A 13,411-nucleotide genomic window follows, 5' to 3' on the forward strand; every position below is an offset into this window, starting at 1 on the left:
GCGGGTCGGTATAAGACAAATACCAAATCGGCCCTCTATTCATCTCGTTTCGGCATGCCCAGCTTTCGGCAAATCCAGTATTTCCTGACCGTTGCCGATCTCGGCGGCTTCACCCAGGCGGCTGCCAGCCTGTTCATTGCGCAGTCGGCCTTGAGCCGGCAGATCTCGCAACTGGAAGAGGAGTTGGGCTTCATCCTGTTCGAGCGGGAACCGCGCGGCGTGCGATTGACGCCGGCTGGCGCGGTCTATCGGGAACGGGTCGCGAGCATTCCGAAAACCCTGGCATCCGCCGCGGAGGAAGGTCTACAGCTGGCGCGCGGCGAGTCGGGTGTGCTGAAGCTGCTGCACTCCAGCACGATTCCGGCGCCGAGTTTGATGTCGGTTCTCGACGCGTTCACCGCCCGCTGTCCAAAGGCACGGATCGAGCTCGACCGGGCGTCGTCCGAGGAGCAGGTCTCGCTGGTGGCCAATGGCAACGCCGATGTGGGTGTCATCCGGCTGCCCGTGCTGCGGCGGGATTCGCGTGTGCGCTTTGTCGAGTTGGCGGCCGAGCCTTTGTGGGTCGCTTTTCCCGCAGACCATCCGATGGCAACGCAAGGCAGCGTCACGGTGGCCAGCCTGCAGCACGAACTGTTCGTCTCCGCAGTCTATCGGGAGCGCGGCGGCCTGGCGCGGGTCGTCACGGATCTGTGCCTGAAGCGCGGCTTCGTGCCTGGCACCGCCCAGATCGTCTCCCCCAAGACCTCGATGCTGAACCTCGTTGCCGCCGGGCGCGGGATCGCCATCGTGCCTGAGCGGATGACGACGCTAGGCAATCAGGGCGTCGTCTTCGTGCGCCTGAGCGACGAAGATGCCAGATCCACCTGTGCTCTTGTCCTCCCGATCCAGCCGACATTGCTCGGACAGACCTTCGCAGACCTCCTGACGATCTGAAAATCATGCAATCCACGACACTCGAAAAGCAGCTGAACTTCCTGCGCGAGATCGACCGCCTGAAGTCCGTCGTGCGGCAGTCGCCGCTGCTCGACAAAAGCCGCAAGGAAAACTCCGCCGAACACTCCTGGCACCTGGCAATGTATGCCCTGCTGCTCGGCGAATACGCCAGCGGACCGGTGGATACCAACCGCGTCCTGCGCATGCTCCTGATCCATGACATCGTCGAGATCGACGTCGGCGACTTTCCGATCCATGGCGGGTCATCGCCCGAATTGCAGGCCGAACAGGAAGCGGTCGCCGCGGCGCGCCTGTTCGGCCTGTTGCCGCAGCCGCAAGGCGACGAACTGCTGGCCCTGTGGCAGGAATTCGAGCGGGCGGAGAGCGAGGATGCGCAGTTCGCCAAGGCCCTCGACCGCTTTCAGCCGTTGCTGATCAACGTTGTCACCGGCGGCGGCACCTGGACGGAGAACGGCGTTTCACTGGAGCAGGTCTTGTCGCGCTATGGGCCGGTTATCAGGAGAGGCGCGCCGCAGTTGTGGGCGGTGTGTGAGGAGTGGGTAAAGCAGCATTTTTCGCATTGAGATGACGAACTGGCTGGCTTGTACCGTGACAAGCTCAAGTCACCCAAGCATGCAACCCCGTGCAGGTGGTAACCGATGTTTGAGTCACGCTGACATTCAGCGCCCTTTGCCGCCTATGAGCCCGACTCGCGCCGCTCACTCCATTCCAGCGCCGTTCGTGTGAGGTGATCGAGAAACACTGCCGCAACTGGAGAAAGCCTTTTGCCGCGTGGGTAAAGTGTGAACCACCGGGATTGGAGTGGAAAGCCGTCCACATTCAGGATGGTCAGCTGATCGTCCGCGAGCCGCGCCGCAAGCGCGTGGCGCGAGATCACGGCAAGGCCGAGGCCACCGGCAACCGCCTGCTTGATCGCTTCGTTGCTGCCCAACTCGAGCCTGACTTCCGGTACGAAGGCTGCGCGCGAGAAAAACGCGTCGCATGCCAGGCGTGTGCCCGAACCACGCTCCCGCAGGATGAAGCGCTCGGCCGAGAGGTCGGCAAGTTTCAGCTGGCGCCCCTTCAGTCGGTGCTCCTCGGGGGCAATCAGGACCAGTGGATTGGGCAGGAACGCGTGCTGTTCGAGATCGAGATTCTCGGGCGGCATCGACATGATGTATAGATCATCACGGTTCTCGCGCAGGCGCGCGACCACACCGTCGCGATTCAGGATCTCGAGGGCAATCTCGATGTTCGGATGCTCCGTACAAAAGCTGCCCAGCAGGCGCGGCACAAAGTATTTCGCGGTGCTCACCAGCGCGACGCGCAGGCGTCCCTGTTCCAGCCCCTTCATGGCATTGAGGGTCTGCTCGAAGGTGAGCCACTCGTCGAGCATCGCCCGTGCCGTTGCGGCCAGCGCCTCGCCGGCAGGGGTCAGGAACAGACGTTTGCCGATCTGCTCGTAAAGAGGCAGACCGGCGGCCTCGGCCAACTCGCGCAATTGCATCGACACCGTCGGCTGGGTGACATGGCAGGCCTCGGCAGCTGCGGTGATACTGCCGCGCTCGGCCAGCGCCAGGAAGAGGCGCAACTGGCGAAAGGTGGCATTCATAGATATTTATCGATCAACATCATCGTAAATATCGATTATTGCTTATTTTCTCCCGTCGGTAGTATGCGACCCAGCCCAATCGCTGGAAAGCCAGACACGACCCACCATGAAAACGCACACCCTCGACACCCAGGCCACCGTCACCCCGGCACTCGCCCTGCAATTCCTCAAGGAAGGCAACGCACGCTTCGTCAACAACCTGCGCGTGAGCCGCGACCTGTTGCAGCAGGCCAATGAGACGCGCGATGGTCAATGGCCGTTCGCCACCATCGTCAGCTGCATCGACAGCCGTACATCGGCCGAACTCATCTTCGACCAGGGCCTCGGGGATATCTTCTCGGTGCGTATCGCCGGCAACGTGATCAACACCGACATCCTCGGCAGCCTCGAGTTTGCCTGCAACGTGGCCGGGTCGAGACTCATCGTGGTGCTCGGACACAGCGGTTGCGGCGCCATCAAGGGCGCCTGCGACCACGTGGAGCTCGGGAACCTGACCGAACTGCTGTCGAAGATTCAGCCCGCCGTGTACCAGGAGAGCCAGACCCTGGAACCGGCAAAGCGCAATTCGAAGAACACCGCGTTCGTCGAGAATGTTGCCAACCTGAACGTACGCCATTCGGTGCGCTCGATCATCAACCGCAGCTACATCCTCGAGCACATGATCGCCGCCGGCAAGATCGGCATCATTGGCGCCAAACATGACCTGGCCACCGGCGAAGTCACCTTCTTCGAGGACACCTGGCTGAACGACAAGGCATCCATTCAGGCGATGGTCGGGTAGGGGGCCAGCCGGCTTCAGTGCACCACCAACTCTACCCGCCGATTGCGTGCACGCCCGTCTTCGGTCGCGTTCGTATCCAACGGTGCGAGGCTGGCCACCCCTTTTGCCATCAAACGCCTGGCTTCGATGCGCTGATCCTTGACCAGGGCATCGACCACTGCCTGGGCGCGCTGTTGCGAAAGCTGCAGATTGGCGTCGAGCTGGCCCTGCCCATCGGTGTGCCCCACCACATAGACCTGCAAAGACGGCTGCGACTTGAGCAGCTTGCCCATCTCTTCGAGTTGCTGTTTGGAGTTGGGCTTGATCTCGGCCTTGCCGGTATCGAAGTACAGGCCATAGAAGGCCACCTTGCCTTCCTTCTGCAGGCCGGACTGGATGTCGGACGCCTTCAGCACGGTCACCTGCCCTGTCTGCATGGCCTTGGGCTCCACCACTTCGATAAAGGCCGCGCTGTAGTTGGTGTTCGAGTTGACCGCCTTGCTCACATACAGCAACACCCATTTCTCGACGCCGCCCTGGGTCAGCGAGCCGACCCACATGCGCCCATCTTCGAACGTGATTGCGGCATCCGGGTTGTATGTGGCACTTGACCCCACTGCGGGAACGGATCCGCGCGACCACAAGAGGCCTTTGTCGAATTCAAGGGGTGTCAAGGCGAAGTACTGATCGCTGCACGCCACCTCGCACGAGAATTTCTTTTTGAACCCGGCTGCACTCAATGCCTGCTCGTGGTTGCGATAGACCTCCAGCGGGCTCTTGCCGGCCGGTGACAGGTAAACAGCGCGCGTGCGCTTGCCCTCTACTGTAACCACATCCCGGAACGGCTTGCCCTGTATGTCTTTGTTGATGACCGCAGACGTCGGCAAGCGCGCGGCCTCCCACGGCTCGGCCTTGTAGCCGATCAGGGTGGAGCCGGCGAAGCGCTTGATGAGTGCCGGATCGGTCGATCCCGGGACGTCCTTCGGGAAGTCTCCCGCATGGGCTGCTTGAAAAAGCGCCATCGCCGAAGCGGCGATGAACGATGCGCGCGCACCTTGAATGAACTTGTGCAACATGTCCTCCCTTTCTCTTGTGATTGAAAGAGCTGAAGGCCGTATCACTGGCTCTTCAGCACCTGGCCGAACACTGCCCCTTATTCTCGGTTTTGGGACGACATCTTCACAGCGGAGCAGTTCACATTTTCATATTTGGATGCGGAATGAATTGCTCTGAATGGGGTGTCATTCGGCATATGGCGTTGCGACGATCGGTGGATCCTCCCTGCGCGGGGTGCGACGCGATGGTGTTGCGCGCAGATAAGTGAGTGAGCAGCGCACGATGCATATTGTTCCGCCCCGCAAGTATCTTGCAGCGTGAACGGACGATGTTGCGGAGTGAACATCGAATGTCGTTATAGCTATATTGCATGGCGCGCCTGTCAGTATTGAATGTTGGCCGCGCGATATTCGATGTTGACGCCGCAATGATCAATGTTGCGCACGCTGGGCTTTTAGATCGGGTGTCGAACATGTCATTTTGATAGCTCGTTATCGAGTGTCGTCGGCGCCTCGAAGCATGTTGACGTCGCAACACGGCATGTTGCCGCGTGCACGATGTCCGTTCACCGGCCAACATTCGATCCGCTGCTGTCAACATGACATCGGCACGATCAAACATGCTTCCATCCGCCGCCATTGAAGCCTCATGCCGCCGTCACACTGCGGCATCTTGTCGCATCGGCAATCATTTCGCGAGGTAAGAGAATCCGGGCCTGACGAAATTGAGTGGATAAGGAAGTCCCCATGCGACGTGTTGTGCCCGTGCCCTCCCGGCTTGCCCTGATGATTGCCTCGTTGTTCCCCCTGGTTTCCGTTCCGGCTGCGTGGGCGGCGGATGGGCCGGCGGAGTTGTCGGAGGTGGCGGTGTCGGCCTCGCGTGTGGAGCCCCTGCGCGGTGGGCAGGGCGTGGAGCGGTCGTGGATCGCGCGCCAGCGTGCTGCGACCAGCGATTCGGCGGCGCTGCTGCTGGGCGTGCCGGGGGCGGCGATGTCGACGGCGGGTGGCGTGTCCAGCTTGCCGGTCATCCAGGGGCTGGCGGACGACCGCAACCGCATTCAGGTCGATGGCATGGACCTGATTTCGGCTTGCGGCAATCACATGAATCCGCCGCTGTCCTATATCGATCCCACGCGCATCGGCGAGATCCAGGTTTATTCCGGCGTGCGGCCGGTGAGCCTGGGCGGCGACAGCATCGGCGCGACGGTGGTCGTCGATTCCCGTGCGCCACGCTTTGCGGCGGCGGGCGAGGGCAATCTCACGACCGGTGAGGTCGGGGCGTTCTACCGTTCCAATGGCGATGCGCACGGCTTCAATACGACGGCGACCTGGGCCAGCGAAAACCTGAGCATCACGTACGCTGGCTCGGAGGCGGAGTCGCGCAATTACCGTTCGGCGAAGGCCTTCAAGAGTGGGACGACAGCGCTCGATACGCTGGCGGGATCGCACTGGATCGCCGGCGATGAGGTCGCCTCGTCGGCTTACAAATCGATCAACCAGGCGCTGGATGTGGCCTTGCGCAATGGCAACCACCTGTTCGAGCTGAAGGCCGGGGTGCAGCACATTCCCTACCAGGGATTCCCGAACCAGCACATGGACATGACGGACAACAAGAGTGCCCGCTTCGCCTTCAATTACACGGGGACTTTCGAGTGGGGCAGCCTGCAGGGGCGGATCTACCAGGAACAGACCCGCCATCAGATGGATTTCGGCAAGGACAAGCTGTACTGGTATGGCGCGGCGAAGAACGTGGCCGGCATGCCGATGGACACCAGGGGCAACAACATCGGCGCGCAGCTGAAGGCCGAGATCAACCTCAACGAGCGCGACACGCTGCGGGTCGGTACGGAATACCAGCGCTATCGCCTGGACGACTGGTGGTCGCCGGTGGCCAACTCGATGATGATGTCGCCGAATACCTTCTCGAATATCAACGACGGCCAGCGCGACCGCTTCGATGTGTATGGCGAATGGGAAGCCCAATGGACGCCGCGGTGGACCTCACTGGCCGGCCTGCGCAGCAGCACCCTGCGCATGAATGCCGGCACGGTGCAGGGCTACAACACGATGGCGATGATGTACGGCGCCGATGCGGCGCGCTTCAACGCTGCCGACCGCCGCAAGACCGACGACAACGTGGACGCGACGCTGATGCTGCGCTTCACGCCCGCCGCGGGGCGCGTCTTCGAGGGCGGCTATTCGCGCAAGACCCGTTCGCCGAGCCTTTACGAGCGCTACACGTGGTCCACCAACGGCATGGCGATGACCATGAACAACTGGCTCAACGACGGCAACGGCTATGTGGGCGACGTGGCGCTGAAGCCGGAGGTGGCGCATACCGTCAGCGTCAGCGCCGATTTCCGCGACGTGGAGCAGCAGCGCTGGGCGTTCAAAGTCACGCCCTATTATTCCTATATCGACAACTACATCGATGCGCGCTGCCTCACCACCTGTACGGCGCAGCGCTTCAATTACCTGAAGCTGGTCAACACCGATGCGCGCATCGCCGGCATCGATCTGTCCGGCCAGGTGCTGCTGGCGGAGGGGGCGGGCTTCGGCAGCGTCACCGGCAAGGCGGTCGTGGGCTATGTGCGCGGCAAGGACGCGCGGACCGACGACCATCTGTACAACATCATGCCGCTCAACGCGCGGCTCACCGTCGAGCATCGCGTGAACGCGTGGATCAATAGCGTCGAAGGGGTCTTCGTGAAGGCCAAGGACGACGTGTCCCAGGTCCGCAACGAGATCCGTACCGCCGGTTATGGCCTGCTCAACTTGCGTAGCAGCTACGACCAGAAGCACTACCGCGTCGACCTGGGCCTCGACAATGCCTTCAACAAGCAATATGCGTTGCCGCTGGGCGGTGCGTATATCGGCCAGGGCACCACGATGGCCCTCAACGGTGCCGGCGCACCGTATGGCATTGGCGTGCCGGGCATGGGGCGTTCGCTGTACGCGGGGCTGACGCTGAAGTTCTGATATGCCGCGCTACTCCCTGGAATGGCTTGATTCCACGCCGTTTCCATGCCAGCCTGAAAAGCTGGAATAAAAGGAGTCCTCCCATGAAAGGCGACAAGAAAATCATTGGCATTCTCAACGACCTGCTGGCGGGAGAGCTGGCAGCCGTTGACCAATATCTGATTCACGGTGAGATGTATTCGGACATGGGCTATGTGCACCTGTCCGAGAAGGCCCTGCACGAGTCCGACCACGAGCGCCAGCATGCCCGCGCGCTGATCCAGCGCATCCAGTTCCTGGAAGGTACGGCCTATGTGGACAAGCGCAGCCCGATCAAGGTCGGCAAGGGCGTGAAGGACATGCTGGAGGCTGATCTGGCGCTGGAATACCACGTGGTCGGCGAACTCAAGAAGGCCATCGCGGCCTGTGAGAAAGCCCAGGACTACGTGACCCGCGACATGCTGCTGGTACAGCTCGAGGACACCGAGATGGACCACGCCTACTACCTGGAAAAGCAGCTCCGCCTGCTCGACGCGGTGGGCCTGCACAACTACCTGCAAAGCCAGATGAAGCCTGGCCACCCCAACGCATAAGAAAGGTCTGCGATGAAAGGCGAAAAGAAGGTCCTCGACATCCTGAACAAGGCGCTCACCAACGAGCTGACCTCGATCAACCAGTATTTCCTGCATGCCCGCATGTTCCGCAACTGGGGCTTCGAGAAGCTCAACGACTACAACTACAAGCAGTCGATCCGGGTGATGAAGGAAGCGGACGAGATCATCGAGCGCATCCTGTTCCTGGAAGGCCTGCCCAACCTGCAGAACCTGGGCAAGCTGCTGATCGGCGAGAACGTCAAGGAATGCCTGGAAGGCGATCTCAAGTACGAGCGCGACGTGCAGCACCCGCTGCTGGTCGAGGCGGTGGCCCTCAGCGAGACGCTGGGCGACTACGTCAGCCGCGACCTGCTGCAGGAGCTGCTGGAAGCCTGTGAAGAGGCCATCGACTGGCTGGAAACCCAGCTGTCGCTGATCGACGACGTGACCCTGCCCAACTACCTGCAGTCGCAGATGGAGCCGGGCGGCAGCTGAGTCGCCGTCGGACGGGCTTATCAGCGAGTATCGTCCAGGAAATGAAAAATGCCGGTCCCGCGAGGGGCCGGCATTTTTTTCAGGCGGGTGGCGGTCGGCGGCGCAGGGGCGTCAGCAGCGGCTTGAGCCCGTTGTGGTCGAGTTCGAGCATCAGCGCCAGCAGCTGGCCGAGGCGGCCGGGCGGAAAGCCCTGGCGGGCGAACCAGGCCAGGTAATTGCCCGGCAGGTCGGCCAGCACGCGCCCCTTGTACTTGCCGAAGGGCATCACGTAGTCGACCAGGGCCTGCAGGTCGTCAGGGTTCATTGTGGGCTGCGGGCGATGTCGGCGAGGATGGCGGTGAACAACTGCCAGGTGCGGCCGACGGAGTCGATGTCGACGCGCTCGCCAGGCGCGTGGGCACCGCGGATCGTCGGGCCGAAGGACACGGTGTCCAGCCCCGGATATTTTGCGCCGATGATGCCGCACTCCAGCCCGGCGTGGATCACCTTAACCTGTGACTCGTCGCCGAACTCCCGCGCGTAGGCCGCCTGGCACAGGGCCAGCAGCGGCGAGGCCGGGTTCGGCGTCCACCCCGGATAGTGGCCGGAGATTTCGGCCGGCGTGGCGGACAGCGCGAACAGGCTGACGATTTCTTCCGCCAGCGCGGTGCTGCCGCTGTCGCGCAGGGAGCGCACCATGAAGTTGGCGCTGCCTTCCGTGGGGCTTACCGATACCACGCCCAGGTTGTTTGACGTTTCGACGACGCCCGGTACGGCCAGGCTCCAGCGCCGCACGCCGTGGGGCGCCGCGTGCAGGGAGGCCAGCCACACCGCCTGTTCGGTTTCGGCCAGCAAGGTATCGACGCTGGCCGGGCTCGCGTGCAGGCTGACACCGTCGTCCACGCCCGCCAGTTCTTCGCGCAGCAGGGCTTGCCAGCCGGCGAGGGCTTCTTCGAGTTCGGCGACCTGCGTCGTCGGCAAGGCCACCACCGCGTGGGCTTCGCGGGGCAGCGCGTTGCGGACGGTGCCGCCTTGCAGGCTGGCCAGGCGCAGCGGGAAGTCCGCCTCGAGGCTGCGCAGCACGCGCACCAGCAGCTTGATGGCGTTGCCGCGTTCCTCATGGATGTTCACGCCGGAATGGCCGCCACGCAGACCGCCGAGGCGAATCTGCCGGCAGACGAAGCTGGCCGGCAGGCGTGCCGGGTGGCCGGGGCGATGCACATTGACATCCGCACCGCCAGCGCAGCCCAGATAGAACTCGCCCCAGTCTTCGGTATCCAGGTTGAGCATCAGCCGGCCCTGCAGCACGCCGGGGGCCAGCCCCTGGGCGCCGCCCATGCCGGCCTCCTCATCCACCGTGAACAGGGCTTCGAGGGGGCCGTGGATCAGGGTCTTGTCCTCCAGCGCGGCGAGGATCAGCGCCACGCCGATGCCGTTGTCGGCGCCGAGGGTGGTGCCGTCGGCCACCAGCCAGCCGCCGTCGCGGCGTGGGCGGATCGGGTCGCGGGCGAAGTCGTGCGGCGTGTCGGCGTTGGCCTGGCAGACCATGTCGAGATGGCCTTGCAGCACCACGCCGGGGGCCGCCTCATGGCCGGGGCTGGCCGGCTTGCGGACGATCAGGTTGCCGGCGTCATCCACCTGGGCGGCGAGGCCGCGGCCCAGGGCCCAGTCGAGGAGATGGTCGCGCAGTGCGTCCTCGGCCTTGGATTGACGGGGTGTTCGGCACAGGGTGGCGAAATGGGACCACACGGCGGCCGGCTGAAGACCGGCAAAGACGGAGTCGGGCATGGGGTGTGAGGAGCGGGGTTGCTGGGAAGGCCTCAAGCCTTGCAGACCTGGGCGGCAATGTCGAGGGCGCGCAGGCGCAGGTCCGCGTCGAAGACGTCGCTGACCAGCATGAACTCGTCGGCGTCGGTGGCTTCGGCCAGGCGGGTGAGGCCGGCGCGCACGCTGTCCGGGCTGCCGATGACCGCGGCACCGAGGAAGTCGCCGATGGCGGCGCGCTCCTCCGGATGGAGGTTGGCCATGAAGTTCTCCTCCGGCGGCTGCAGGCGGCGCCGGTCGCCGCGCAGGATGCCCAGCACGCGACGGTAGGTGCTGCTGGCCAGGAAGTCGGCTTCTTCATCGGTGGGGGCGGCGATCAAGGGCACGCCGACGATGGCGTAGGGCTTGGCGAGCTGTGCCGACGGGCGGAAGTTGCTGCGATAGACGTCGAGGGCTTGCAGCAGCAGGCGCGGTGCGAAGTGGGAGGCGAAGGCGTAGGGCAGGCCGCGCTCGGCGGCGAGGCGCGCCGAGAACAGGCTGGAGCCGAGCAGCCAGATCGGCACATTGGTGCCGGCGCCGGGCATGGCGATGAGCTTCTGGCCGGGCTGCGGCGGGGCCAGCAGCTGCTGCAGTTCGGCCACGTCGCGGGGGAAGTCTTCTTCGCGCTCGATACGCTCGCGGCGCAGTGCGCGCATGGTCAGGCCGTCGGTGCCGGGGGCGCGGCCGAGGCCCAGGTCGATGCGCCCGGGGTAGAGCTCGGCCAGCGTGCCGAAGGCTTCGGCGACCACCAGCGGGGCGTGGTTGGGCAGCATCACGCCGCCGGAGCCGACGCGGATGCGCGAGGTGCCGCCGGCGATGTGGCCGACCAGCACGGCGGTGGCCGAGCTGGCGATACCGGCCATGTTGTGGTGTTCGGCCAGCCAGTAGCGGGTGAAGCCGAGGGACTCCACATGGCGCGCGGTGCGCAGGGAGATGGCAAGGGCGTCGGCCACGCTGCCGCCTTCACGGACGGCGACGAGGTCGAGCATGGACAGGGCGATCTGGTTCAGGGCTTTCATGCTGCGCATTGTGGGCGGCCGCTACCGGCTCCGCCAATCAGGGAAAGTCCCTTCGAGTCGCGGCGGGCGCCACGCGTTCCCCAATGCGTCTTTCCGTCCCGCCGCCGGTGGGGCCGGCAGCGGGACGCGTCAGCGCCCGATGACGCCTTCCAGCGGCGAGCTGGCGCTGGCGTGGTACAGGCGGCGTGGCATGCGGCCGGCCAGGAAGGCGTGGCGGCCGGCTTCAACGCCGAGGCGCATGGCGGTGGCCATCCGTACCGGGTCACCGGCGGCGGCGATGGCGGTGTTCATCAGCACGCCGTCGCAGCCCAGCTCCATCGCGATGGCGGCGTCCGAGGCGGTGCCGACACCGGCATCGACGATCACCGGCACCCGCGCGGCGTCGATGATGAGGTTGAGGTTCCACGGGTTGAGGATGCCCATGCCGGAGCCGATCAGGCTGGCCAGCGGCATGATTGCCACGCAGCCGATGTCCTCCAGCATGCGCGCCTGCACCGGGTCGTCGGAGCAATACACCATCACCCGGAAGCCGTCGCGCACCAGCACTTCGGCGGCCTTCAGCGTTTCCGGCATGTTGGGGTAGAGGGTCTCCGCACTGCCCAGCACTTCCAGCTTGACCAGGTCGTGGCCGTCCAGCAGCTCGCGGGCGAGGCGCAGGGTGCGGATCGCCTCCATCGCGCTGTAGCAGCCAGCGGTGTTGGGCAGCAGCGTGTAACGGTGCGGGTCGAGCACATCGAGCAGGCTGGGCTGGGACGGGTCCTGGCCGATGTTGGTGCGGCGGATCGCCACGGTGACGATCTGGGCGCCGCTGGCCTCCACCGCGTCGCGGGTTTGGGCGAAGTCCCGGTACTTGCCGGTGCCCACCAGCAGGCGCGAGCGGAAGGTCTGGCCGCCCATGATGAAGGGGGTGTCCAGCGGTGTTGCGACGTGATGTGCTTCGGGTTTTCCCATGTCAGCCTCCTCCGACTGCGACGACGATTTCCACCCGGTCCTGCCCGACCAGCGGGGTGTGGGCGTAATGGCTCTTGGGCACGATCTGCCCGTTCACTTCGACGGCCACCCGCTTGCCGGCGTAACCCAGGTCGATGACCAGGTCGGCGACGCGCCACGGAGTGGGAATCTCGCGGGGCTGGCCGTTGAGACGGATCGGGATGCTCATGCTGCGGCCTCCGCGATCAGCCCGCTGCCGGCGGCCAGCTGGTCGGCCCGGTAGGACGAGCGCACCAGCGGTCCGGCGGCCACTTCGACGAAGCCCAGCTCCAGCGCAATGTGCCGCCAGCGCTCGAACTCCTCCGGCGGCACGTAGCGTTCCACCGGCAGGTGGGAGGCGGACGGGCGCAGGTACTGGCCGAGGGTCAGGATGTCGCAGTGGTGGGCACGTAGGTCGCGCATCGCGGCGAGGACTTCCTCGTCGGTCTCGCCGAGGCCGAGCATCAGCCCGGACTTGGTGGGCAGCGCCGGGTGGCGGGCCTTCATGTCGGCGATCAGGCGCAGGGATGCGGCGTAGTCGGCGCCGGGGCGCACCGCCCGGTACAGGCGCGCCACGGTTTCCAGGTTGTGGTTGAAGACGTCGGGCAGCGCGTCGCCGAGGGTTTCCAGGGCCAGCGCCTCGCGGCCGCGGAAGTCGGGGGTCAGGATCTCGATCTGCACCCGCGGCGAGGTGTTGCGGATGGCCGCGATGCAGGCCGCGAAGTGGCCGGCGCCGCCGTCGCGCAGGTCGTCCCGGTCCACCGAGGTGATGACGACGTAGCGCAGTGCCATCGCCGCCACGGTGCGCGCCAGGCGCGCCGGTTCGTCGGCGTCGAGCGGGGCGGGGCGGCCGTGGGCCACGTCGCAGTAGGGGCAGCGGCGGGTGCAGATGCTGCCCATGATCATGAAGGTGGCGGTGCCGCGGGCGAAGCACTCGCCGATGTTGGGGCAGTCGGCCTCCTCGCAGACGGTGTGCAGCTCCTGTTCGCGCAGCAGCTTCTGCAGGTCGCGCACAGAGGCGGTGCCCGGATCGCGGGCGCGCAGCCAGGGCGGCTTGGGCGGCGAGGCGCGCTGGCTGTCCACCTTCACGGGGATGCGGGCCAGCTTGTCGGCGCCGCGCAGGCTGACGGGCGTGGCGTGGGCAGTGGGCATGATGTCTCCTTGGGGTGGGGGCTTGCGGTCCGGTTCGGGCCGGACTCCGGTGTTTTCAGGCCTGCGGCGGCCCGCGCGGCAGG

General features: G+C 65.0%; 14 protein-coding genes. 6 read left to right on the forward strand and 8 right to left on the reverse strand.

From position 1 onward, the window contains the following. Window positions 1-54: 54 nt before the first annotated feature. Together AC1PQG_RS04230 and AC1PQG_RS04235 are read left to right on the forward strand one after the other, a co-directional pair. A complete protein-coding gene (locus tag AC1PQG_RS04230; RefSeq protein WP_481121409.1) occupies window positions 55-933 on the forward strand; it encodes a LysR family transcriptional regulator in 879 nt (292 codons plus the stop codon). Between the two features lie 5 nt (window positions 934-938). Beyond that, window positions 939-1,517: an HD domain-containing protein gene (locus AC1PQG_RS04235; RefSeq protein ID WP_481121410.1), complete on the forward strand. Its 579-nt coding sequence runs from the start codon at window positions 939-941 to the stop codon at window positions 1,515-1,517. 113 nt (window positions 1,518-1,630) lie between these two features. Here the strand turns inward: AC1PQG_RS04235 and AC1PQG_RS04240 are convergent, their stop codons facing one another. After that, entirely contained in the window at window positions 1,631-2,545 is a 915-nt protein-coding gene (locus tag AC1PQG_RS04240) for a LysR family transcriptional regulator (RefSeq protein WP_481121411.1), read from the reverse strand. 106 nt (window positions 2,546-2,651) lie between these two features. On the opposite strand from AC1PQG_RS04240, the gene AC1PQG_RS04245 reads away from it, so the two are divergent. Continuing rightward, window positions 2,652-3,326 (forward strand): carbonic anhydrase family protein, encoded by a 675-nt coding sequence (locus tag AC1PQG_RS04245; RefSeq protein WP_481121412.1) that lies wholly within the window; start codon window positions 2,652-2,654, stop codon window positions 3,324-3,326. A 14-nt stretch (window positions 3,327-3,340) separates the two neighbouring features. On the opposite strand, the gene AC1PQG_RS04250 is transcribed toward AC1PQG_RS04245, so the two are convergent. Beyond that, entirely contained in the window at window positions 3,341-4,381 is a 1,041-nt protein-coding gene (locus AC1PQG_RS04250) for an OmpA family protein (RefSeq protein WP_481121413.1), read from the reverse strand. A gap of 765 nt (window positions 4,382-5,146) precedes the next feature. Here AC1PQG_RS04250 and AC1PQG_RS04255 point away from each other — a divergent pair. From AC1PQG_RS04255 to bfr (AC1PQG_RS04265), 3 genes are all read left to right on the forward strand, one after another. Beyond that, a complete protein-coding gene (locus tag AC1PQG_RS04255; RefSeq protein WP_481121414.1) occupies window positions 5,147-7,339 on the forward strand; it encodes a TonB-dependent receptor plug domain-containing protein in 2,193 nt (730 codons plus the stop codon). Between the two features lie 83 nt (window positions 7,340-7,422). Next, on the forward strand, window positions 7,423-7,911 hold the full coding sequence (bfr, locus tag AC1PQG_RS04260) for a bacterioferritin (RefSeq protein ID WP_481121415.1): 489 nt from the start codon (window positions 7,423-7,425) through the stop codon (window positions 7,909-7,911). Window positions 7,912-7,923: 12 nt separating this feature from the next. After that, complete coding sequence (bfr, locus tag AC1PQG_RS04265; RefSeq protein WP_481121416.1) at window positions 7,924-8,406, forward strand: bacterioferritin; 483 nt, start codon at window positions 7,924-7,926, stop codon at window positions 8,404-8,406. A gap of 79 nt (window positions 8,407-8,485) precedes the next feature. Here bfr (AC1PQG_RS04265) and AC1PQG_RS04270 read toward each other — a convergent pair whose 3' ends face one another. The 6 genes from AC1PQG_RS04270 to lipA all read right to left on the reverse strand — a co-directional run bounded on the left by AC1PQG_RS04270 (window position 8,486) and on the right by lipA (window position 13,328). Continuing rightward, window positions 8,486-8,710, reverse strand: coding sequence for a DUF3820 family protein (locus AC1PQG_RS04270; protein WP_481121417.1), 225 nt, complete (start codon window positions 8,708-8,710; stop codon window positions 8,486-8,488). Further along, complete coding sequence (locus tag AC1PQG_RS04275; RefSeq protein ID WP_481121418.1) at window positions 8,707-10,173, reverse strand: aminoacyl-histidine dipeptidase; 1,467 nt, start codon at window positions 10,171-10,173, stop codon at window positions 8,707-8,709. The genes AC1PQG_RS04270 and AC1PQG_RS04275 overlap by 4 nt, the downstream gene beginning before the upstream one ends. 32 nt (window positions 10,174-10,205) lie before the next feature. Then, window positions 10,206-11,207, reverse strand: coding sequence for an LLM class flavin-dependent oxidoreductase (locus AC1PQG_RS04280; protein ID WP_481121419.1), 1,002 nt, complete (start codon window positions 11,205-11,207; stop codon window positions 10,206-10,208). Between the two features lie 129 nt (window positions 11,208-11,336). After that, complete coding sequence (locus AC1PQG_RS04285; RefSeq protein WP_481122964.1) at window positions 11,337-12,104, reverse strand: thiazole synthase; 768 nt, start codon at window positions 12,102-12,104, stop codon at window positions 11,337-11,339. A 55-nt stretch (window positions 12,105-12,159) separates the two neighbouring features. Continuing rightward, window positions 12,160-12,366, reverse strand: a complete 207-nt coding sequence (gene thiS, locus AC1PQG_RS04290) for a sulfur carrier protein ThiS (RefSeq protein ID WP_481121420.1) — start codon at window positions 12,364-12,366, stop codon at window positions 12,160-12,162. Beyond that, on the reverse strand, window positions 12,363-13,328 hold the full coding sequence (gene lipA / locus AC1PQG_RS04295; protein WP_481121421.1) for a lipoyl synthase: 966 nt from the start codon (window positions 13,326-13,328) through the stop codon (window positions 12,363-12,365). The genes thiS and lipA overlap by 4 nt, the downstream gene beginning before the upstream one ends. Window positions 13,329-13,411 lie beyond the last annotated feature (83 nt).

It is taken from the genome of Zoogloea sp. GDB6 (assembly GCF_056724105.1).

Coding starts and splice junctions, on each gene's coding strand:
- AC1PQG_RS04230 (WP_481121409.1), top strand. CDS start 55: ATGCCCAGCTTTCGGCAAATCCAGTATTTCCTGACCGTTGCCGATCTC.
- AC1PQG_RS04235 (WP_481121410.1), top strand. CDS start 939: ATGCAATCCACGACACTCGAAAAGCAGCTGAACTTCCTGCGCGAGATC.
- AC1PQG_RS04240 (WP_481121411.1), bottom strand. CDS start 2,545: ATGAATGCCACCTTTCGCCAGTTGCGCCTCTTCCTGGCGCTGGCCGAG.
- AC1PQG_RS04245 (WP_481121412.1), top strand. CDS start 2,652: ATGAAAACGCACACCCTCGACACCCAGGCCACCGTCACCCCGGCACTC.
- AC1PQG_RS04250 (WP_481121413.1), bottom strand. CDS start 4,381: ATGTTGCACAAGTTCATTCAAGGTGCGCGCGCATCGTTCATCGCCGCT.
- AC1PQG_RS04255 (WP_481121414.1), top strand. CDS start 5,147: ATGATTGCCTCGTTGTTCCCCCTGGTTTCCGTTCCGGCTGCGTGGGCG.
- bfr (WP_481121415.1), top strand. CDS start 7,423: ATGAAAGGCGACAAGAAAATCATTGGCATTCTCAACGACCTGCTGGCG.
- bfr (WP_481121416.1), top strand. CDS start 7,924: ATGAAAGGCGAAAAGAAGGTCCTCGACATCCTGAACAAGGCGCTCACC.
- AC1PQG_RS04270 (WP_481121417.1), bottom strand. CDS start 8,710: ATGAACCCTGACGACCTGCAGGCCCTGGTCGACTACGTGATGCCCTTC.
- AC1PQG_RS04275 (WP_481121418.1), bottom strand. CDS start 10,173: ATGCCCGACTCCGTCTTTGCCGGTCTTCAGCCGGCCGCCGTGTGGTCC.
- AC1PQG_RS04280 (WP_481121419.1), bottom strand. CDS start 11,207: ATGAAAGCCCTGAACCAGATCGCCCTGTCCATGCTCGACCTCGTCGCC.
- AC1PQG_RS04285 (WP_481122964.1), bottom strand. CDS start 12,104: ATGGGCGGCCAGACCTTCCGCTCGCGCCTGCTGGTGGGCACCGGCAAG.
- thiS (WP_481121420.1), bottom strand. CDS start 12,366: ATGAGCATCCCGATCCGTCTCAACGGCCAGCCCCGCGAGATTCCCACT.
- lipA (WP_481121421.1), bottom strand. CDS start 13,328: ATGCCCACTGCCCACGCCACGCCCGTCAGCCTGCGCGGCGCCGACAAG.